The organism is Sporosarcina sp. FSL W7-1283 (assembly GCF_038003105.1).
Taxonomy (GTDB): Bacteria; Bacillota; Bacilli; order Bacillales_A; family Planococcaceae; genus Sporosarcina; species Sporosarcina newyorkensis.
In genome coordinates, this window is the sequence record NZ_JBBOOL010000001.1 from 2,898,639 (window position 1) to 2,920,460 (window position 21,822).

The 21,822-nt window shown below is 44.0% G+C and carries 21 protein-coding genes and 1 tRNA gene; 5 read left to right on the forward strand and 17 right to left on the reverse strand.

Annotated elements, in window-relative coordinates; genetic code table 11:
• Nucleotides 1-167: 167 nt before the first annotated feature.
• The 12 genes from rnr to MKY93_RS15245 all read right to left on the reverse strand — a co-directional run bounded on the left by rnr (nt 168) and on the right by MKY93_RS15245 (nt 12,769).
• Nucleotides 168-2,513: a ribonuclease R gene (rnr, locus tag MKY93_RS15190; protein ID WP_340759960.1), complete on the reverse strand. Its 2,346-nt coding sequence runs from the start codon at nt 2,511-2,513 to the stop codon at nt 168-170.
• A gap of 48 nt (nt 2,514-2,561) precedes the next feature.
• The gene (locus tag MKY93_RS15195; protein WP_340759963.1) at nt 2,562-3,308 is read right to left on the reverse strand and encodes an alpha/beta hydrolase; all 747 of its coding nucleotides are present in this window, start codon (nt 3,306-3,308) and stop codon (nt 2,562-2,564) included.
• A 61-nt stretch (nt 3,309-3,369) separates the two neighbouring features.
• Nucleotides 3,370-3,597, reverse strand: coding sequence for a preprotein translocase subunit SecG (secG, locus tag MKY93_RS15200; protein ID WP_009498255.1), 228 nt, complete (start codon nt 3,595-3,597; stop codon nt 3,370-3,372).
• Nucleotides 3,598-3,717: 120 nt separating this feature from the next.
• Nucleotides 3,718-5,013, reverse strand: a complete 1,296-nt coding sequence (gene eno, locus MKY93_RS15205; protein ID WP_221836840.1) for a phosphopyruvate hydratase — start codon at nt 5,011-5,013, stop codon at nt 3,718-3,720.
• 12 nt (nt 5,014-5,025) lie between these two features.
• Nucleotides 5,026-6,552 carry a 2,3-bisphosphoglycerate-independent phosphoglycerate mutase gene (gene gpmI / locus MKY93_RS15210; RefSeq protein WP_340759972.1) on the reverse strand — a complete coding sequence of 509 codons (1,527 nt, stop codon included), beginning with the start codon at nt 6,550-6,552 and terminating at the stop codon, nt 5,026-5,028.
• The gene (tpiA, locus tag MKY93_RS15215; protein WP_340759973.1) at nt 6,542-7,306 is read right to left on the reverse strand and encodes a triose-phosphate isomerase; all 765 of its coding nucleotides are present in this window, start codon (nt 7,304-7,306) and stop codon (nt 6,542-6,544) included. Before tpiA ends, gpmI begins: the two co-directional genes overlap by 11 nt.
• A gap of 11 nt (nt 7,307-7,317) precedes the next feature.
• Nucleotides 7,318-8,505 (reverse strand): phosphoglycerate kinase, encoded by a 1,188-nt coding sequence (locus MKY93_RS15220; protein ID WP_340759974.1) that lies wholly within the window; start codon nt 8,503-8,505, stop codon nt 7,318-7,320.
• 133 nt (nt 8,506-8,638) lie between these two features.
• Nucleotides 8,639-9,646, reverse strand: a complete 1,008-nt coding sequence (gene gap / locus MKY93_RS15225) for a type I glyceraldehyde-3-phosphate dehydrogenase (RefSeq protein ID WP_340759976.1) — start codon at nt 9,644-9,646, stop codon at nt 8,639-8,641.
• Nucleotides 9,647-9,712: 66 nt separating this feature from the next.
• Complete coding sequence (locus tag MKY93_RS15230) at nt 9,713-10,738, reverse strand: sugar-binding transcriptional regulator (protein WP_340759978.1); 1,026 nt, start codon at nt 10,736-10,738, stop codon at nt 9,713-9,715.
• A gap of 132 nt (nt 10,739-10,870) precedes the next feature.
• Nucleotides 10,871-11,101 carry a glutaredoxin family protein gene (locus MKY93_RS15235; protein ID WP_340759980.1) on the reverse strand — a complete coding sequence of 77 codons (231 nt, stop codon included), beginning with the start codon at nt 11,099-11,101 and terminating at the stop codon, nt 10,871-10,873.
• A gap of 301 nt (nt 11,102-11,402) precedes the next feature.
• A complete protein-coding gene (locus MKY93_RS15240) occupies nt 11,403-12,194 on the reverse strand; it encodes a TPM domain-containing protein (RefSeq protein WP_340759982.1) in 792 nt (263 codons plus the stop codon).
• Nucleotides 12,191-12,769, reverse strand: a complete 579-nt coding sequence (locus MKY93_RS15245) for a LemA family protein (RefSeq protein WP_078817916.1) — start codon at nt 12,767-12,769, stop codon at nt 12,191-12,193. Before MKY93_RS15245 ends, MKY93_RS15240 begins: the two co-directional genes overlap by 4 nt.
• Before the next feature lie 425 nt (nt 12,770-13,194).
• Between MKY93_RS15245 and MKY93_RS15250 the strand changes: the two genes are divergently transcribed.
• The 5 genes from MKY93_RS15250 (at nt 13,195) to MKY93_RS15270 (ending at nt 17,577) form a co-directional block, all read left to right on the forward strand.
• The gene (locus MKY93_RS15250; RefSeq protein ID WP_078817914.1) at nt 13,195-13,935 is read left to right on the forward strand and encodes a metal ABC transporter ATP-binding protein; all 741 of its coding nucleotides are present in this window, start codon (nt 13,195-13,197) and stop codon (nt 13,933-13,935) included.
• Complete coding sequence (locus MKY93_RS15255; RefSeq protein WP_078817912.1) at nt 13,935-14,795, forward strand: metal ABC transporter permease; 861 nt, start codon at nt 13,935-13,937, stop codon at nt 14,793-14,795. Before MKY93_RS15250 ends, MKY93_RS15255 begins: the two co-directional genes overlap by 1 nt.
• Before the next feature lie 62 nt (nt 14,796-14,857).
• Nucleotides 14,858-15,835 carry a metal ABC transporter solute-binding protein, Zn/Mn family gene (locus MKY93_RS15260; RefSeq protein ID WP_340759987.1) on the forward strand — a complete coding sequence of 326 codons (978 nt, stop codon included), beginning with the start codon at nt 14,858-14,860 and terminating at the stop codon, nt 15,833-15,835.
• A 144-nt stretch (nt 15,836-15,979) separates the two neighbouring features.
• Nucleotides 15,980-16,294, forward strand: a complete 315-nt coding sequence (locus MKY93_RS15265; RefSeq protein WP_340759989.1) for an ArsR/SmtB family transcription factor — start codon at nt 15,980-15,982, stop codon at nt 16,292-16,294.
• A complete protein-coding gene (locus tag MKY93_RS15270) occupies nt 16,285-17,577 on the forward strand; it encodes an arsenic transporter (protein WP_340759991.1) in 1,293 nt (430 codons plus the stop codon). Before MKY93_RS15265 ends, MKY93_RS15270 begins: the two co-directional genes overlap by 10 nt.
• Before the next feature lie 280 nt (nt 17,578-17,857).
• Here the strand turns inward: MKY93_RS15270 and ehuA are convergent, their stop codons facing one another.
• From ehuA to MKY93_RS15295, 5 genes are all read right to left on the reverse strand, one after another.
• Nucleotides 17,858-18,631: an ectoine/hydroxyectoine ABC transporter ATP-binding protein EhuA gene (gene ehuA, locus MKY93_RS15275; RefSeq protein WP_340759994.1), complete on the reverse strand. Its 774-nt coding sequence runs from the start codon at nt 18,629-18,631 to the stop codon at nt 17,858-17,860.
• 46 nt (nt 18,632-18,677) lie between these two features.
• Complete coding sequence (ehuD, locus tag MKY93_RS15280) at nt 18,678-19,361, reverse strand: ectoine/hydroxyectoine ABC transporter permease subunit EhuD (protein WP_340759996.1); 684 nt, start codon at nt 19,359-19,361, stop codon at nt 18,678-18,680.
• Nucleotides 19,361-20,020: an ectoine/hydroxyectoine ABC transporter permease subunit EhuC gene (gene ehuC / locus MKY93_RS15285; protein ID WP_340759998.1), complete on the reverse strand. Its 660-nt coding sequence runs from the start codon at nt 20,018-20,020 to the stop codon at nt 19,361-19,363. The genes ehuD and ehuC overlap by 1 nt, the downstream gene beginning before the upstream one ends.
• A 116-nt stretch (nt 20,021-20,136) precedes the next feature.
• Nucleotides 20,137-21,024 carry an ectoine/hydroxyectoine ABC transporter substrate-binding protein EhuB gene (gene ehuB / locus MKY93_RS15290; RefSeq protein ID WP_078817903.1) on the reverse strand — a complete coding sequence of 296 codons (888 nt, stop codon included), beginning with the start codon at nt 21,022-21,024 and terminating at the stop codon, nt 20,137-20,139.
• 704 nt (nt 21,025-21,728) lie between these two features.
• Nucleotides 21,729-21,800: transfer RNA gene (locus MKY93_RS15295), tRNA-Arg, on the reverse strand.
• Nucleotides 21,801-21,822 lie beyond the last annotated feature (22 nt).

The window sequence follows — 21,822 nt, forward strand, 5'->3', positions numbered from 1 at the left end:
CCTCCCCTATTTATCAATCACGCCTCGGCGTGATTGCGTCTGGATTTTGGATCACACATATTCGCGATTGCGTCCTTTCAAAAACCATGACATCCGCCGGAGGCATCATCTAATGTCAGCATGTTTTGGCTGACGTCAGATGAAGGCTGGAGTAGATGTCTCCAGCCTTATTTTCTCTTTGGTTTCTTCTTAGATTTCTTCGGAATGCCTTCGTAAAATTTCTTCTTCGGCTTCTCGTACTTCTTATTGCGTTTGTCGCCGTCTTTCTTGCCGCGACTGCCGCCAGCACCTTGTTTCTGCCCTTGGCCCTTACCTTTGCTGCCGCCAGAATGAATCACTTTTGGCGTCTCTTTACGTGAACCGCGGAAATTTTGCTTCATGCCGACGATTTCAAAGTCGACTGCCTGCTCTTCCGGCTTAACCGAAATTACACGCACTTCCACTTCGTCCCCGATACGGAACTGTTTGCCTGACCGTTCGCCGATCATGATCATTTGACGGTCATCGAAGCGATAATAGTCGTCGTTCATGTTTTGTACATGGACCAGTCCTTCTACCGTATTCTCGAGCTCGACGAAAATTCCAAAATTCGTGACAGATGACACGACACCTTCAAATTCTTCTCCGATCTTATCCATCATGTACTGTGCTTTCTTCAACGCATTCGTATCACGTTCTGCGTCAACGGCACGGCGTTCACGTTCAGACGTGTGCTGCGCGATTTCAGGCAAGCGTGCGGACCAGTGGCTGATCGTCGTTTGTGACAAGTCCTTCTCGAATAAATACGTCCGGATCAAGCGGTGAACGATCAAGTCTGGATATCTTCGGATTGGTGCGGTGAAATGCGTGTAGTAATCCGTCGATAAACCGAAATGTCCGAGACTTTCCTCAAAGTACTTTGCTTGTTGCATGGAGCGCAACAACATTGTTGAAATAACCGATTCTTCTGGAAGTCCTTCAATCGATTCGACGATTTCCTGCAATGCGCGCGGATGGACTTGGTTGCCTGTCCCTTTGACCACGATTCCAAAGTTGGTCAAAAACTCGAAGAAGCGCTGTAATTTCTCTTCTTTCGGATCTTCGTGAATTCGGTAGAGGAACGGCACTTGCAGCCAGTGGAAATGCTCTGCTACCGTTTCATTGGCAATCAGCATAAATTCTTCGATCAATCGTTCAGAAACGGTACGCTCGACGATGACGACATCTGTCGGCCAGCCTTCTTCATCCACGAGAATTTTAGACTCTTTGAAATCAAAGTCAATGGCGCCGCGATCTTGTCGTTTCTGACGGAGGATTGCTGCAAGTTTCGCCATATCATTGAGCATCGGCACAATTTCTTCATACTTCTTCGACAACTCTTCATCTTGGTTATCGATAATTTCATATACATCCGTGTACGTCATTCGATGATTCGAATTAATGACACTCGGATAAATTTCATGTTCAACCACTTTACCGTTTTGGTCCACTTTCATTTCACACGTCAATGTCAGGCGGTCTTCACCTGGGTTCAATGAGCAGATCCCATTCGATAAACGGTGTGGAAGCATCGGGATCACACGGTCCGTCAAATAGACGCTCGTTCCGCGGTCCGCCGCTTCAGCGTCCATCGGGGAATTTTCGGTTACATAGTAACTTACGTCTGATATGTGGACGAATAAACGATACGAACCATCGTCGTCTCTCACTAAAGCGATAGCATCATCCAAGTCTTTTGCGTCTGCTCCGTCAATTGTGATCGTCGTATCGTTGCGTAAATCTTTACGTTTGAAGAAATCCTCTTCTTGTACAGTCGTCGGTACACTCATTGCATGGTCTATCACTTCTTGAGGGAATTCGACGGCGATTCCATGTTTATGAATGATGGATAAAATATCGACTCCGGGATCATTTTTATGACCGAGGATTTTCACGATCATTCCTGTTGCGGACTGGGTGTTGTCCGGCCAATGCGTGATTTCGACGATTACTTTATGACCATCGACGGCTTCAAGCGTATTCCCTTTTTCGACGAAAACGTCCATTGGAAGTTTTTTATCATCAAGCAATACGAAGCCATATCCATCTCTTTCTACATACGTACCAACCACAGTCGATGTTTTTCTTTCAACGATTCTCGTAATGACGCCTTCCCGTCGGTCTCCATGTGAATCTCCGGAAACCCGGACAAGTACCGTATCGCCATTCATAGCACCATTCACTTCATGCGGCGGGATGAAGACATCGTCTCCTACCACTTCCTCCGGTACGACGAATCCGAATCCTTTCGCATGACCAATAAATTTACCGCGAAGTAAATTCATCTGTTCCGGCAAGCCGTAGCGATTCGTGCGTGAGCGAACGATAATTCCGTTTTGTTCAAGCTGTACGAGCATTTTCACTAGTTCCTTAAACTCTGCTGCTTGCTCTATTCCGAGCACTTCCTGAATTTCATGAACTGTGAGCGGTTTGTAGGATTCTTCTTTCACTAAAGACAAAATCCGATCTTGTAACTCTTTTTCAAATGCGTCCAAACAAACATCTCCTCCTTCTTTACCTACTATTTGTATCTTCCCCTGTTTTTACTCCTGCCAATCAAGTGATTCCAGAAATTGCAGCACTTTTTCGTGAAGCTGTTCTTTTTCTGGACCGAGCGTGATGACATGTCCCGATTCTTCATACCACTGTAATTCTTTGTCAGTCGATTCTGCTTCATCGTAAATGATTTGAGCCGAATTCGGATCGATCACTTCGTCTTGAGTTGCTTGAACAACAAGGAGCGGTGTGTAAATTTGATTGACTTCTTTACGAACACCTTCCACCAGCGGTCGCATATCGTTCAGTCCCGGCATCGACTTTGTTTTCAAATCCGCTACCTCTTGCTCTATCTGTTCATCGTTTTGACCCGCGAACTTCTTATAGTCCCGCGCATATTTCAAAACACCTTGATACAGGAGATCTGTCGTTTTCATTGTCATCGGCGCACACATCGTGACGACACCTTTTAGCGGATATTCGGTTGCAAGCTTCAATGAAAACACTCCGCCAAGAGATAGTCCAGCCACTGCGATTTCTTCGTAACCTGCGTCCTTTAGCTGATTGTAAGCTGCGAGGACGTCTTCCCACCATTGATCAGGATTGGTCTTGATCAATTCTTCCGGCGGTACGCCATGTCCTCGGTAATGTGGTGCCAATGAAGTATAATTATGCTTTTCCAGGAATCGGCCGAGCATCCGAACATCTGCGGATGTCCCCGTAAAGCCGTGCAAAAGTAATACAGCACGTTTTCCATGTTCAAAGAAAAACGGTTTAGGTTGTGCGATTCGCATGTCATTCGATCCTTTCTACGAAAAGCGCCTGACCGTTCAAACTTGGTCAGGCGCTTGCTTTTTATATTTTCATTATCGCTATTGTTAAGACAAAAAATAATACAGATAGGACAATCGTAGTTCGTTGAAGAACTAAGTCCAATCCGCGTGCTTTTTGTTTACCGAAAAGTTGTTCTGCCCCTCCGGAGATGGCTCCTGACAGTCCCGCACTTTTACCGGATTGCAATAATACGACAACAATTAATGCTATAGCTACGACTACAAGCGATGCTGTTAAAACGGCATGCATGTTTTTCCACCCCCAAAATAGCAAGTCACAACATTTCTATTTTAACAAAGCTATGTCATCGGCACAACCTTTTATCATAATCCAGATGCAAATTGTGCCAGATGACGCTTGCTAGTTCGATTATTTGTTGAGGTTATAAAATGTTTTTTTGCCTAAGTATTGAGCTGTTTCAAATAATTGATCCTCGATACGCAGCAATTGGTTGTACTTCGCAACGCGGTCTGTACGTGAAGGAGCACCTGTTTTAATTTGTCCTGCGTTCGTAGCGACTGCGATGTCTGCGATCGTCACATCTTCAGATTCACCGGAGCGGTGAGAAATCACAGCTGTATAACCTGCACGCTTAGCCATTTCAATCGCATCGAATGTTTCTGTCAATGTACCGATCTGGTTCACTTTGATCAGGATTGAGTTACCGATTCCTTCTTCGATTCCGCGTGATAGTTTATCCGTATTTGTTACGAATAAATCATCCCCGACCAACTGTACTTTTTGACCGATACGCTCAGTCAATAGTTTATGGCCAGCCCAGTCGTTTTCATCCAAACCGTCTTCAATCGATACGATCGGATATTTTTCGCAAAGTTCTTCATACCAAGCAACCATTTCTTCAGATGTTTTACGAACATCTTCTCCTGCCAGGTAGTAGTTGTTTTGGTCTTTATCGTAGAATTCAGATGAAGCTACGTCCATTGCAAGCAAGATTTCCTCGCCCGCTTTGTAGCCCGCTTTTTCAATCGCTTCGATGATCGTCGTCAAAGCTTCTTCGTTTGAAGCTAAGTTCGGAGCAAATCCGCCTTCGTCACCAACCGCTGTATTTAAGCCTTTTTCATGCAATACACTTTTCAGGCTGTGGAAAATTTCAGTTCCCATGCGCAAAGCATGACGGAAAGATTCTGCGCCGACAGGCATGATCATGAACTCTTGGATATCGACGTTATTGTCTGCGTGCTCTCCGCCGTTCAAAATATTCATCATCGGTACCGGCAATTGTTTCGCATTGAAACCACCTAAATACTGATAAAGCGGAAGATCTAAATAGTCTGCCGCTGCATGCGCGACTGCCATGGAGACACCCAGGATAGCATTTGCACCGAGCTTGCCTTTATTTGATGTACCATCCAATTCGATCAATGCTTTATCGATCACTACTTGATCCAAAACGGAATAGTTATCTTCAAGTTCTGAAGAGATCACTTCATTCACATGATCAACAGCTTTCAAAACACCTTTTCCATTGTAGCGATTCTCGTCGCCATCGCGTAATTCAACCGCTTCGTATTCACCTGTGGAAGCTCCGGACGGAACGATTGCACGTCCGAATGCACCGCTTTCTGTGAACACTTCTACTTCTACAGTTGGATTACCTCGTGAGTCTAATACTTCTCTAGCTTGAATATGTGTAATGATTGGCATGATGATCTCTCCTTAGAATAATGGTTTGCCGGTCATTTCAACCGGTTGAGGAATTCCTAGCATTTTGAGTAAGGTAGGCGCTAAGTCTGCGAGAATACCGTCTGTCCGCAATGTCACGTCCGGCTGTGTCACGATGACAGGCACGGGGTTTTTCGTATGTGCCGTCATAGGCTGTCCGCCGATCGTAGTGACTTCATCCGCATTACCGTGATCCGCTGTGATGATTGCTGATCCGCCTTTTGCAAATAGCGCATCGATGATTCGTCCTAGACATTCATCCACCGTCTCAATCGCTTTGACAGTCGGCTCAAGCATTCCGCTATGTCCGACCATATCCGGATTGGCAAAGTTTAGAATGATCGCATCTTGCCGCTCTGCTTCGATTTCTTTAATCAACGCGGATGTTACATCATACGCGCTCATTTCCGGCTTCAAATCGTAAGTCGCTACTTTAGGTGAATTAATGAGGATCCGGGTCTCCCCTTCAAACTCTTCCTCACGGCCGCCACTCATGAAAAATGTCACATGTGGATATTTTTCCGTTTCCGCAATTCGCAATTGCCGTTTACCGCGTTCCGCTAATACTTCACCGACCGTTTTCGTTAGATTGACGCTATGGAAAACGACATCCGCCACCACATCTTCACTATAATGAGTGAAGCCGGTGAAATGTAAGTCGGTGAACTTCTTGACACCCGTATCAAAACCGTCGAAACCCGGCTGTGTAAAAGCACGTGACAGTTGAATCGCACGGTCTGGACGGAAATTGAAGAAAATCATTGCATCGCCATTCTCGACAGTAGCTATTGGCTTACCATCTTGTTGTACCACAAATGGCTCAATAAATTCATCATGTATTTCTTCGGTATACGACGCGCTAATTCCTTCTTCTGCAGAATCCACATGTTTTCCGATGCCATAAACGATTGCATCGTATGTCTTTTGAACACGATCCCATCTCTTATCACGGTCCATTGCATAGTATCTGCCGGAAACTGTCGCGATTTGTCCCACGCCGATTTCTTTCATCTCTGTTTCTGTCCGTTTGATATAAGGTAAAGCCGTCGTCGGTCCAACGTCTCGTCCGTCTAGGAACGCATGCAAGTAAACTCGTTCGACACCTTGTTGTTTAGCTAGTTTCAATAATGCGAATAAATGCTCATAGTGGCTGTGAACGCCCCCGTCGGACAGCAATCCCATCACGTGAAGCGCGGAATTATTGGTCTTGACGTGTTCCATCGTTTCAAGCAATGCTGCATTTTCGAAAAACTCGCCTTCGCGAATGGACTTATCGATACGCGTCAAACTTTGGTAAACGATGCGTCCTGCCCCGATATTCAAATGACCCACTTCTGAGTTTCCCATTTGTCCTTCCGGCAGACCGACCGCTTCCCCGCACGCCGTCAACGTAGCATGAGGGAAATTCTTCCACAGCAAATCGAAGTTTGGAATGTTGGCATGCGCAACAGCATTTCCGTATTTCTCGTCACGCAATCCAAAGCCGTCCAAAATAATGAGCGCGACTGGATTATTCGACATGAGTCCCAGCCTCCACTAATTGAACAAATGCTTCCGGATCTAGGCTCGCTCCCCCAACTAGTGCGCCGTCAATATGGTCTTTGCTGAGTAACTCAGCAATGTTTTCCGGTTTGACACTGCCGCCGTATTGGATGCGGATAGCGTCCGCCACCTCTTTTGAGTAGATGGTCTCTATTTTATGGCGGATCGCTCCGCACACTTCATTGGCATCTTCGGCAGTAGCAGTCTTTCCTGTTCCGATAGCCCAGATCGGTTCGTAGGCTATGACGGATTTTTTTGCTTGTTCTGCCGTGATATCGGCAAATGCTTTTTCCACTTGAGCGGAAACGAACGAGACCGTTTCCTTCGCTTCTCGTTGCTCCAACGTTTCTCCGACACATACGATTGGCACAAGTTGATGCTTGTGTGCAGCCACTACTTTTTTGTTGACCGTTTCATCTGTTTCATTGAAATACTGACGACGTTCCGAGTGTCCAAGTATGACATACTGCACACCGAGATCTGCAAGCATGGCTGGGCTGATTTCCCCAGTAAATGCTCCTTCATCCTTATCGTGCATCGTTTGTGCACCCACTTTGACAGCACTCGTTTCAAAACGTTGCAGCAAGTCTGTTACATAAAGTGCAGGTGGGCAAATGACCGCTTCCACTTTATCAGATGCAGTGATTCGTTCTTTGATTTGTTCAGCAAAATCTGCAGCTTGATTGGATAATTTATACATCTTCCAATTTCCTGCAATAATACGTTTTCTCAAAAGAATTCCTCCTATTCTCGATCTTCTAGTACCGCAACTCCCGGCAATTCCTTACCTTCCATGAATTCCAATGAAGCACCGCCGCCTGTGGAGACGTGATCCATTTTATCCGCCACCTCGAACTTTTCAACAGCAGCCGCCGAATCTCCACCGCCGATCACCGTGTACGCAGCCGTTTCTGCCATCGCATCTGCAACGGTTTTCGTACCGTTCGCAAACGGTTCCATTTCAAATACGCCCATCGGTCCATTCCAAATGACGAACTTGGAGTCTAGAATTACTTGCTTATACCGCTCGGCTGTTTCCGGTCCAATATCCAGTCCCATCCAGCCTTCTGAAATCTCTCCGACTGAGACGGTTTTTGTCTCTGCATCCACTGAAAAAGCATTCGCCACTACTGCGTCCGTCGGCAAATATAAGTTGACATCTTTGTCCTTTGCTTTTTGGATGAACGACTTCGCCAGCTCTACTTTATCCTCTTCCACTAACGAATCTCCAGTTTGGTGACCTTGCGCACGTGTAAACGTATACGAAAGACCGCCGCCAATAAGTAAATTATCCACTTTGTCCAATAAATTATCGATAACACCGATTTTATCTTTTACCTTCGCCCCTCCAATTATAGCAGTGAAAGGCCGTTCAGGATCAGACAACGCTTTGCCGAGGACATCTAATTCTTTTTCCAGCAAGAAGCCAAGAACTCCGGGTATGTATTGAGCAATCCCGGCAGTGGAAGCGTGTGCACGGTGCGCGGTTCCAAATGCATCGTTAACAAACACATCTGCAAGTTCAGCAAACTGTTTTGCTAGTTCTGCATCATTCTTCTCTTCACCCGGATTGAAACGGACGTTTTCGAGCAGAAGGATATCGCCATCTTTCATTGCAGCGATCGCTTGTTCAACTTCTTCACCTACAGAAGCATCCAATTTCCGTACAGGTTTGCCAAGAAGTTCAGACAATTGCTCTCCAGCAGCCGTCAAGCGCATATCTTCCTTTACTTCGCCTTTTGGACGTCCCAAGTGACTCGCTAAAATGACTTTCGCACCTTTGCCTGTCATATACTCAATTGTTGGGAGTGCGGCCCGAATCCGTGTGTCATCGGTCACTTTTCCTTCTTCCATCGGTACATTGAAATCTACGCGGCAAAAGACGCGCTTTCCATTCAACTCGACATCTCTAACCGTTTTCTTTAACTTCATAGATCTTGTCCTCCTTGCCATAATCAAAAGGGGAGGAACGGGTTTATCCGTTCCTCCCACCCATATTCATTCATTATAATCAATCAACAATAAATTGGCTATGATTTATAAAAGAATCACTCGATTTCTTGGCTTAAAGTCCTTGTTTTTCCATATAGCGAGCCAAATCGATACAGCGCGCAGAGTAGCCGGATTCATTATCGTACCAAGAAATAACTTTTACCATATTTCCGTCAAGCACCATAGTAGACAATGCATCCACTGTAGAAGAAGCTGTATTGCCATTGTAATCAATAGAAACAAGTGGCAGTTCATTGAAGTATAGAAGCCCTTTTAATTCATTTTCTGAAGCTTGCTTTAACGCAGCGTTCACTTGTTCAGTCGTGACGTCTTGACCGACTTCCGCAACAAAGTCCACAAGGGAAACGTTCGGTGTTGGTACACGTACTGCCATTCCATCTAGTTTACCCTTTAGTTCTGGAATTACTTTTGTTACAGCTGAAGCTGCGCCAGTTGATGTCGGAATCATGGATTCTGCTGCTGCACGTGCGCGACGGTAGTCCTCATGCGGCAAGTCCAAGATGCGCTGATCATTTGTATAAGAGTGGACCGTTGTCATCATTCCACGTTTAATACCGAATGTATCATTCAATACTTTCACGACAGGCGCCAGGCAGTTCGTCGTACAAGATGCGTTTGAAACAATATGGTCCGTTGCAGGATTGTATGTTTCTTCGTTTACACCCATTACAAGTGTTGTCATTTCACCTTTTGCCGGTGCGGAGAGGATGACTTTTTTAGCACCAGCATCGATGTGTTTTTGCAATTTTTCTTTATCGCGGAACACCCCAGTTGAGTCTATGACAATATCTACGCCAAGATCTCCCCATGGTAAATTAGCTGGATCTTTTTCTGCAAATACTTTAACCTTTTTGCCATCGATCACTAATGATGATTCATCGGATTGTACGTCTGCATCTAATACGCCATGGACGGAATCATATTTCAATAAATGTGCAAGCATCGCTGCATCCGTAAGGTCGTTGATTGCCACTACTTCTACGTCTTCTGTTTTCAACGTCTCGCGCAATACCACTCGTCCAATTCGTCCAAACCCATTAATCGCTAATTTCACTGTCATACTAAATCCCTCCATTTAAGTAGTTGTTTTATAGTTGCCCTTTTACAGGCATTAAATAGCCATAGTTTACATAAGCGACAGCATTTTTTGTGCTGCCCCTTCATCTGTTACTAAAATCGTTTGCGGCGGAGCGCTTGCTAGGTAAGACAATAACGCATCTGCCTTACTCTCTCCCCCAGCTACCGCAAATATTAGTGGTACATTTTGTAAATGTTCCACTTGAATACCGACCGTACGGATCCGATGAACAATTTCACCGTCCCGATTGAAGTAAAAGCCAAAAGCTTCTCCGACAGCCTGTTTATCCATAAGTATTTGCTGTTCATTCTCTGAGGAATTGCGCAGCAACGCCATCTTGGAAGCATTACCGACGCCGTGTATAACACACTCCGTCTTGCTATATAAATCCAACATTTCTTTTGCGGCAGGCTCATGTTGGAATACTGCATGTGCCTCTTCGCTAAGTGTGTCTGGATAATAAAACGCTTTGTATGAAGCATCGCAAGCTTCTGCAAAAGATGCTGCAATCATATTCGCTTGCAAACCAATTTCTTCTCCAACTCCGCCCCGCGCCGCAATGAATTGTAAATCAGACAACTCATCGTTCTGCATGAAAGGAGGTATCGCCGCCACTGAACTGCCACCTGTCACGGCTACTACTTTAAAGTCATTGATTTGAGTACGAAATTGCTTGGCTGCATGCATACCGAGTAATTTTTTTGTCAACTCGGAACAATCTGAGTCACCTTCCACTATATGGACTTCTTTAATAGAAAGTCGCTGCGAAAGTTCATTTGCAAGTTGTCGTCTGCCAGATCGTTCTTCTATCGTTTCATGCAAGACAAAAAGTACTTCTACACCTTTTGGGGTAATGGTTACACCTTCTTTAGCCACATCCACTACACCTTGTTCTTTCAATAATTCAAGCATCGTTCTAGTTTCACGTTCGGAATAGCCGGACATCGAACTCAATGGTCTTCTGCCAATCGGTCCTGTAAGTTTGATGAGTTTCAGCAAGTGATACCTTTGTTCAATTAACGATGGAAGTTCAGGTACAAGTGCTAGTTGCGCATCGATAAATGATAAGCTCAATCACATCACTCTTTTCAGCGGTGGGTTTATATTGATCCCAAATAAAATATTTTGTCCCACCCAGATTAAAAAAATATTATACATAGAGTATAACATCTTTTAAAATTCAATTCAACAAAGAAAGCGTTTTCATTATTCAATTATTTCTAAAATATCTATATATCCGATATTTCCGTATTTTAAGACGCTTCCATTTTGTTCGAGGACCGGAATCATGAGCATGTATTTTTCATGGGCTTGTTCGTCTTCTTCAATATTGATCGTCTGCCATTCAATCGGATGATCTTCCGCGACCAACCGAAGCATCCGTTCAGCTTCTTCGCATAACCCGCAGTTCGGTCTTGTGTAAAATGAGAATTTCATGTGCTTCACCCCGTAAGTTTTTCTCATTTTATCGTATAGAATGAATCGAGTCTACGCAAGGACATTGTTTACGTAAATAAAATTGTCTTATGAGCGCTGGGAGTGTCTTTATGATCGTGTTCAGTGATGTTATGAGCGCTTGAAGGTTGCGTATGAGCGGCTAGAGATGCGATATGAGCGGCAACTGATGTTTATGAGCGCTGGAGGATGGTTTATGATCGACCAGCAAATATTTCATCTACATATAATGAAAGAAGGCTGTCGGGAAAATCATTTTCCCGACAGCCCTATTGTTTTTCGCTCACCAACTTCTTCCTGCACCGCCACCTCCGCCGGCACCACCTCCGCCGAAGCCGCCAAAGCCGCCGCCTCCAAATCCACCACCGGAACCCCCGCCTCCCATCGGACCCGGGAAGAAAATCGGACCTCCGCGAGATCGGCCGCGCGGACCGCCACCGCCTTTTCCTCCACCGCCCCTAAACATACGATAGAGAATATATAAAATAATGAAGATGACAATGATAGGTGGAAGACCAGGTTCCTCCGAAGATTCAGGGTAATCAACCGGAAGCTCTTCTCCATCCAATCCATATTCCGCTGCAATTTCATTGTAGAACGCTTTATACGCTTCCATTATTGCCAAATCAGGTTGTGGTGGGTTTGCTTTTAAATAAGGCATCGCCACTTCATCGATGATGCGTCCCACTTTACCGTCCGGTAGCGCACCTTCCAATCCATAGCCCGTCGCTAGATAAAACTCTCTTTTAATACCTGCCGCTTCATCCTTTTCGGTGGAAACGATCAGCAATGCTCCGTTGTCCATACTTTTATCGCCAAGTTGCAGTTCTCGGAGCTTTTTTACGGCATACTCTTCCACCGGTACCCCATCAAGCGAATAAACTGTACGCACCGCAAATTCTGCTTTCGTAGCACCCTGTAAACGAATGCCATACTCCCGTAATTCCGCTTCTTGTTGAGGTGACAAAACATCCGCGTCATCCACTATCACTTCCGTAATCGCATGAGCAGGTGCTGCAGTGCCAATCAGGGCGAGTAGCAGCACGGCAACAAACATGCAAAAACGGTTCCTCACTTCGTATCATCCCCAAAATCGACTGCTGGCGGTTGTTGCGCCCCTTCAACCGCTTTGAAATATTCTTTTTCGTCAAAGCCAAAAGTGGATGCAATGACTTTACCAGGGAAACGTTTTACTTTTCGATTAAAGACAGACACTACATCATTGTAATCTTTTCGTGCGACCGCAATTCGGTTCTCTGTACCCGCCAATTCATCCATTAGTTGTTGAAAGTTTTGATTGGCTTTTAAATCCGGATAATTTTCCACGACTACCAGTAGCCGGCTCAGTGCACTTGAGAGCTCTGAATCCGCTGCTGCCTGCTCTTCCGGTCCTTGCGCTCCCGCCATTTTACTGCGGGCGTTCGCGATGTTCTCCAAAACCTCTTTCTCATGAGACGCGTAACCTTTTACTGTACTGACTAAGTTTGGAATTAAGTCCACTCTGCGCTGTAATTGAGTTTCAATTTGTGCATACGACTGATCGACATCTTCTTCTAAATTCACTAATTTATTATAGCTCGGGACAATCATAACAGCTGCTATGACAACTAAAATGATGACGACTATAAGTGGTCCTGTAATTTTCTTCATTCACAATTGCTCCTTTCTTGTCTGGTTAGTATTTACTTACCCTTATTCTTTATCCCGCCAAACGTCCAGTTGATTTCACCTTTTGGAAATTACACAACTTTCCTTGGGTATTCGTCCAATATCCCATTTCAATCCGTGAATATATTAACTACTATATGACGGAGATATTGTGTAAAATACTAAACCTTTTTGAGAACTTTTTTCATTTATACCTTTACAGATTATTTTGAGTAAGCTATACTGTAAAAAGTTGGACGAGGGAAAGAATCTAGTACAAATCATGCACTAGAGTTGCATGAGGGAAACTAATGTTTTATAGCATTTTATAACTTTCAAAATTGAACGATTGCCTAAATAAAATTTTCATTAGTTTTTTATTTAACTAAAAGTTGCACGAGGGAAAGATAATTGAAGGAGGAAACAAGATGGTTGATCCGATAACAGTCGAACACATCAGTGTATCGTATGACGGAAATGAAGTTGTAAAGGATATATCCTTTTCATTTAAAGCCTCAAGTTTAATTGGGGTCCTCGGTCCAAACGGTGCCGGGAAATCAACATTAATGAAAGCCATGCTGGGATTAATCCATAAAGATTGCGGTTCCGTCAAACTTGGCAGCAAGTCTATAGATGAAATGCGCAAACAAATTGCGTATGTTCCACAACGTTCGAATATCGACTGGAGCTTTCCAATTGTTGTAAAAGATACAGTTCTTCTCGGAACTTATCCTAAAGTCGGCTTATTGCGGCGTCCGAAAAAAGCCGACAAAGAATGGGCGATGGAATGTCTGAAGCAAGTTGGCATGGAGGAATTTGCGAACCGACAGATCAGCGAACTTTCAGGCGGGCAACAACAACGCGTGTTTTTAGCACGGGCATTGGCTCAAAAAGCGGATTATTTCTTCTTAGATGAACCGTTTGTCGGTATTGATGTGTCTAGTGAAGAAGTCATCATTGATATATTACGAAAATTGAAGGAAGCCGGCAAAATTGTCTTCGTTGTTCACCACGACCTGTCAAAAGTAAAAAATTATTTTGACGACCTGGTATTAATCAATAAGGAATTAATCGATGCCGGGCCTGTGAACAAAGTGTTCCAGGCGGAAAATATGACGAAAGCATACAACCGACAATTCATGTTCGATGGCTTGGAGGTTTCGATGTAATGGAGTTTATTCAAGATTTAATGACATATGGATTTTTGCAGAAAGCGTTTATCACTTCCATTATGGTCGGGGTTATCTGCGGTGTGATCGGAAGCTTTATCGTACTTCGCGGCATGGCATTAATGGGGGATGCGATTTCTCACGCCATTCTGCCAGGCGTTGCTATTTCGTATATGCTTGGCATCAACTATTTCTATGGAGCTGTCGCAACGGGAGTATTAACCGCTTTTGGAATCGGGGCAATCTCTCAAAACAGCCGAATTAAAAATGATTCATCTATCGGGATCGTATTTTCAGCGTTTTTTGCCCTTGGTATCATTTTGATCACACAAGCAAAAAGTGCGACGGACCTGACACAAATTTTATTCGGTAATGTGTTATCTGTCCGAACTTCTGATATGTGGCTGACATTGGTAATCGGAGCCATCGTGATTCTAGTTGTTATTCTGTTCTTCAAAGAATTGCTCGTTTCCAGTTTTGATGAAACGATGGCTGCAGCCTATGGTTTAAAAACTCGGCTGATTCACTACGGCATCATGTTCTTACTGACTTTGGTGACGGTTGCTTCGTTACAGACGGTTGGAGTGATTTTGGTAGTATCTTTATTGATTACACCTGCTTCCACAGCCTATCTCTTAACGAACCGCCTATCGATCATGGTCGTGCTCGCTTCATTCTTCGGTGCGATGTCTTCCATTATCGGTCTCTATTTCAGCTTTTTATACAACATGCCGTCCGGTCCCGTCATCGCTTTGGCAGCGACTGCCCTATTCGTAGTGGCACTTTTATTCTCACCTAAGCAAGGGATTGTAGTCAGTAAGTTTCGCTCCAAGTCTAAACGCAAGCCGATGGTAAATTAAAGGATCAACCGCCGATGCGGAAAAATAAATATAATTATTCACAAAGGAGTAGAATGAATCAAATGAAAAGTTTTGTAAAATGGTTAGGTTTGTCTTTACTTGCTGTGTTCATGTTAGCAGCATGCGGTAATGACGACAACGGCCCTAAGGAAGGAAACTCGGATGAAGGTAAAAAACCAACTGAGTCCAATGAAAAATTGAAAGTTGTGACGTCTTTTACAATCATCGCGGATATGGCACGTGAAATCGGCGGGGACTTGGTAGAAGTGTATAACTTAGTGCCAACTGGAACGGACCCTCACGAATACGAGCCGTTACCCGATGATATTAAAGCCGCAACAGACGCCGATGTTCTATTTTATAATGGCTTAAACCTTGAAGGCGGGAAAAACGGCTGGTTCTTTAAAATGATGGATTCTGTGAATCAAAAAGAAGAGAACATCTATAGTTTAACGGAGCGTGTGGAACCTAAGTATTTGGGTGGAGAAGATGGCCGCGATGAAGAAATCAACCCGCATGCGTTCATCGATCCAGCTGTAGGAGTGAAGATGGCTGAAGATTTGCGTGATGCATTGATTGAACAGCATCCGTCAGACAGCGATAAGATTAAAGAGCAAGGTGACGAATATGTACAACGTCTGAAAGACTTGGATGCAGAATTCCAAGAGCGTATTGAAACCATACCTGAAGAAAATCGCGTGCTGGTAACGAGTGAACGTGCTTTCCAATACTTGAATGATCACTATGGTTTGAAAGAAGCCTTCATATGGGAAATCGATACAGAGGAAAACGGTTCACCTAAGCAAATTAAAGACTTGATCCATTATATAGAAGAACATAAAGTACCTGTTCTTTTTGTAGAATCTAATGTCGATACACGTCCAATGGAAACAGTATCTAAAGAAACCGGCGTTCCAATCACGGAAAAGCCAATCTACTCTGATGAAATCGGTAACCCTGGTGATGAAGTGGATACGTACATCAAATACTTGGAATACAATATGAATCTCATACATGATGAGTTAAGCAAAGAACGGTAAACGTAGGTCAACCAACTATACAATGGAAAGAAGTCACTTTATTGAGTGGCTTCTTTTTATTTTGATAATCTTTTTCGATAATAGCATTGTACATATAAGCAACTACTTATATAATAGTTTTAACAAACATTAAAGGAGCCTTTTATGGATATTGAAACATTGGAACGCTATATGAAAACGCTAGGCGATAAATCAAGATTACGGTTGCTGAAAGCGTTAGAAGAAGGACCTTTGTGTATTTGCGACCTGACTGTTTTGCTGGACGTATCGCAGCCTGCCGTCAGCCAACATATGCACAGATTGAAGAAAGAAGGAATCGTGCTGGATGAAAGGCGCGGCAGATGGATTTATTGGTCGATTAACGCTCATCATCCTCAATACTCTTTATTACTTGATCTACTCAAACTATTACCAAGACAGACGATCACCTGCAGAGAGGAGAATAATCGATGCAAATAATTTTGGCTTTCCTAATCTTTTTACTGACACTTGTATTTGTTATCTGGCAGCCGAAAGGGTTATCCATTGGTTGGTCTGCGGTAGCAGGTGCAATTCTGGCATTGCTCGTTGGAGTTGTCAGCTTCTCAGATGTTCTGGATGTAACATCCATCGTTTGGAATGCGACGCTGACCTTCGTAGCATTGATCATCATTTCATTGATTCTGGATGAAATTGGATTTTTCGAATGGGCGGCATTGCATATGGCGAGGTTTGCCAGAGGCAGCGGATCGCGGATGTTTTTGCTCATCATTCTACTAGGTGCTGCCGTGTCGGCACTATTCGCGAATGATGGGGCTGCTCTGATTTTGACTCCGATTGTTTTGGCAATGGTGAGAGCTCTCGATTTTAAAGAAAAGATGATTTTGCCTTTTGTTATGGCATCCGGCTTCATCGCGGATACGACATCTCTTCCCTTCGTCGTAAGCAATCTCGTGAATATTGTATCCGCTGATTTCTTCGGCATAGGTTTCGCGGAATATGCGAGCCGAATGATCATCCCGAACTTCTTCAGTTTGATCGCGAGCATCCTGGTACTCTATCTTTATTTTGCTAAATCCATTCCGAAGCATTTCGATGAATCGCGGCTGCGTCAACCTGCCGCTGCCATTCAGGATCAGAGAATGTTTCGGATTTCATGGATTGTACTCGGCATTTTGTTGATCGGCTACTTTGCCAGCGAATCCCTCACTCTGCCTGTTTCATTTGTTGCAGGGGCGGTAGCACTTCTCTTCTTGCTGACAGCCAAACGCAGTCCCGCTGTAGAAATAAATAAAGTGATAAAAGGTGCGCCTTGGGCAATCGTCTTCTTTTCAATCGGCATGTATGTTGTTGTATACGGCTTACGAAACGCAGGCATGACCGCTACGCTGACTAGTTTGATCGAATGGACGTCCAGCCACGGATTGTATGCCGCCACGATCAGTATGGGCTTCATTGCTGCTATTCTGTCCTCTTTCATGAATAATTTGCCGACCGTCATGATCGATGCATTGGCCATCCAAGATGCAGCTGTATCACCTGAAATTCGCGAAGCTCTTATATACGCTAATGTCATTGGGTCTGATCTTGGACCGAAAATGACACCGATCGGATCATTGGCTACTTTGCTTTGGTTGCATGTTCTTTCATTAAAAGGCGTCCGAATTTCTTGGGGGTATTATTTCAAAGTAGGTATCGTATTAACTGTTCCTACTTTATTTATTACGTTAACCGGATTATGGTGGTGGCTGACCATCGTATGAAGATAAAAGGCTGTCCTGGAAGTTTTCAGTGACAGTCTTTTTTTCCGTGTTCCGGCAAGCGTAGAAGAGAAACGCACGAAAGTGTCATTGCACCGAGCCAAAATGCCAACGAACCAAGCGAAAAATCTTCCGGACCGCACCAAAGTCGGGTCATCCCGAACCAAATCACTTAACAAGCGAGCCAAACAGCCAACGTACCGAACATTTTCGGCTACCCTTCCCGACAACTTCTTCCCACGTTAAAAAGGAGCCGGCCGAAATTTCTCGGACAGCCCCTTTTTCATCTACTGCTTGTAAAACGTCCTAAGAAATCTTGCAGACGCTCACTTTCTGGATTCATCAGAATTTCTGAAGGCGCACCCTGTTCTTCGATGACGCCTTCATTCAGGAAGACGACACGATCAGCGATGTCGAGGGCGAAATCCATTTCATGTGTAACAAGGATCATTGCCATCTCCCCTTCCTTCGCCAAATCACGGATGACTTCCAGCACTTCTCCGACTAACTCTGGGTCGAGGGCGGACGTCACTTCATCGAACAGCATGACTTTCGGACGCATCATCAAGGCGCGAGCCATGGCGACACGTTGTTTTTGTCCGCCTGACAATTGTGCAGGATAGAGTTCGATTTTGTCACCCAGTCCCACCTTCTCAAGCATCTCAACGGCCGTCGCTTTCACTTCCGCCTTGCTTTCATTTTTCACGAGAACTGGAGCCAACATGCAGTTCTCCAATATCGTCATATGTGGGAATAGGTTAAAATGTTGGAATACCATGCCGATATCTCCGCGAATGGAACGCAGATGGTTTTCATCTGCTGTCACCCACTCACCTTTCTTCTCCATCTGCCATAAGTTCTCGCCGTTCACTTCAATGACGCCAGCTGTCGGTTCTTCCAGTGTCATCAACATCCGGATGATCGTCGTTTTACCAGAACCACTCGGACCGATCAGAGCCACTTTTTCAGATGGTTTGATATCCAGGTCAATCCCCTTTAATACTTCGGTTTGCCCAAATGATTTATGAACGTCTTTATATTGCACTATCGGTTCCACTCTCTTACCCTCTCCTTCATTCAGTTGCGTTTTTATTCAGGATGCATTATGCCATCGTCTTCTTATCGAAACGACGGTTGTACTTTTTCTCTAATTTATTTATCAACAACGCCGAAGGATAACTCAATAATAAGAAGAACAGCGCCACCACAGTAAGAGGCTCCACGTATTTATAATATTGAGCTCCATAGTCATTCGCGATATGAAGCATCGCCACCACACCGATTGTAGACGCAAGTGGAACTTCCTTAAACATGATGATCAAGTAATTCCCGAGCATTGGGATCGTAGGCGGAATTGCTTGAGGCAAAATGATTTTCATCCATTTTTGACGTGTGGATAAATTCAGTGCAGTCGATGCTTCCCACTGACCTTTATCCACTGATTCAATGCCTGAACGATATACTTCAGACATGTACGTGCTAAAATGTATGCCAAGACCGAGAATTGCAGCTACAAAAGGATTTAGCGACACCCCTACAACCGGCATCATAGGCCATGCATAATAAATAAAAAACAATTGCACGAGCGGAGGCGTAGAACGAATGAATTCCGCAAGCCATCCAAACAGCCATCGCACAGGCCGCCAAGGAAGTCTGCTGATAAACACCCAGAAGAATCCGAAGACAGCGGCAAATAAATAGCATGCCAGCGTCAGTCCTAGGGTGATCCACAAGCCTTTAAAAATCATAGGAATTACTGAAAAAAACACTTCCCAACTCCAAGTCATCAGCTAGCCACCCCTTTCTTCGATACACTCTCCATCTTTCTTGTGAAAGCAATCAACGGCAGCGCAATCACAAAGTACATCACGAGGAGAAGTACATAAACCGTCGGGGATTCCGCCAAGTGCGTGCTTCGGTAAATATTTCCGTAATACAATAAGTCCGTCAGTCCAATCAATGACACCAACGACGTTGCTTTCAAAATTTGAATCAAGTAGTTGCCGTATTCAGGAAGCATCATACGCAGCGCCTGAGGTAGAATAATATGCCGCATCCGTTGAAACTTCGATAAATTCAGCGCGACGGATGCTTCAGTCTGCCCGACCGCAACCGCTTGAATCGATCCGCGCACAATCTCAGACATATAGGCCCCATAATTTAGCGAGATCGCCAGTACAGCCACCCATATATCGCTCCCCAGATGGATATTGAATAGGCCGGGCAGCGCATATGAAAACCAGAACAATTGTACAATCAGCGATGTCCCACGAAAAATTTCTACATAGAAACCAGTGAACCCTCTCAGCAAAGGATTCGTGTTGACACGCGACAGACCTGCAACGAAAGCAATAATACTCGCACAAATAATCGACAGGACCAGCACCTGTAACGTTACGCCTAACCCTTGTACGACGGTGGCAAATATATCGGGTAAGGAACTCACAAAAACCACTCCATTATTTACGTTTTCATTTCATTCTTCTTAATCTAGTGCCATGAGCAGCTTATGGAAGGTAAGAAAAAGGCCATGCCGCTGTTGGGCATGACCCGGCCACTCTTTTAATAGTTCTCTCCGCTGCAGACACTTTCCGTTGTTATTTCATTTTCAACAATATTCATCTCTTCTGTGAAACCGAATGGTTCGATCAACTCTGCAATTTTCCCGCTGTCTTTCAGCTTTTGCAATTCTTCATTGTACGCTTCACGCAGTTCATCATCACTGTCTAGGAAAGCAGCTGCGCCATAGCTTGGTACGCCTTCGATATCAGGTTGTTCGAAATCCGTGACAAACTCGAGCTTGTCATTATTTGCTGATTCCAGCGCCATTTTAATGGTCATTTCAGTACCCGTTGTGACAGCAGCACGCCCCGATTCAACAGCTGAGAATGAAGCCGGAATATCGGGAACCATCATAATTTGACTTTCTGCAATGCCTTCACGAAGCATGAAATCTTTTTCTGTAGCTCCACTCATCACCGCCACTTTGATATCTGGATTCGCGGCAATATCTTTATAGCTCTTCAAATTCATCGGGTTGCCTTTTTCTACGATCAAGCCTTCCCCATATTTGATTTCAGGCTCACCAAACGAAACAGTTGCACAACGGTCCGGCGTAATTGCCATACCCGCTGTCACTACATCAAACTTCCCTGCGCCTAAGCCTGGGATCAATTGACCGAATTCGGATAGTTTGCCATCCACTTCCTCAACGCCCAAGTTTTCAAAGACCGCTTTGGCAATAGCGACCGCAGCACCTTGCAATTCCCCATCTTCCTCATATGCATACGGTTTCTCATTGGCAAAGCCGACTCTGACAACGCCTTTCTCTTTCAAATCATCCAACTTACTTCCACTACTGCTGCTACCGGAATCTGAATCACCATTACCGCATGCTGCCAGTAGTAAAAGCATCATCATCGCCAAAACACCTATCGCCGACTTCTTCATAATTCTCCCCCTTGACTTTTTCATCAAACATTTTTTTCTTAGTTGCTAGATTACCATAGTTAAAATTCGAGTTCAAATCGTTTTCGTTATTTTCTAAATATCCAATTAAGTGGATACCATCTACAAACATGATTATGACAGCGTTTTCAAGAGACAAGATTCGCTATTAATATATTTAAATTTTATTTTTTAATAGGTGAAAAGGCGCTAATTTAATTTCGCTTCATACAAACTTTCTTTTTCAAATTAAAGGGCTAATCTCATACTTATTTTCCCATTATTTAATTCATAAAGAAAATTAATAATATCTTTCAATTACAGCTACCTTTTGTGTGACCAAGCATAAAAAACAGAAGAAAATACCAAATCTCCGCATAAAAAGAACCATCTGATAAGTCATGTAGAAATGACTTTTCGGACGGTTTAACAAGTCTCTATTGCAACTAAACCTTTAATACTCCAAGCAACAAAGTTATTGTACCAATTGAAAAATTTCTTAGCTTCCTTGCTGCTAACATATGTTATAAAAGAGCCGTGTGTTGTCGATACTCAAGAAAGTGGACATGAGAACAGAAATAGCACACGTGAAACACAAATTCGTTTCACTGTATTGTACAAAAATGAAAAAACCCTGTAAATGATGATAAATCAACATTTACAGGATCTTTATTCAGTACATATCGTATAACGATTTAACCTAGTAACGCCCTCGGCAGGAATCGAACCCACATTTTAAGAACCGGAATCTTACGTGCTATCCGTTGCACCACGAGGGCAAAATAAAAACATTACCTATAC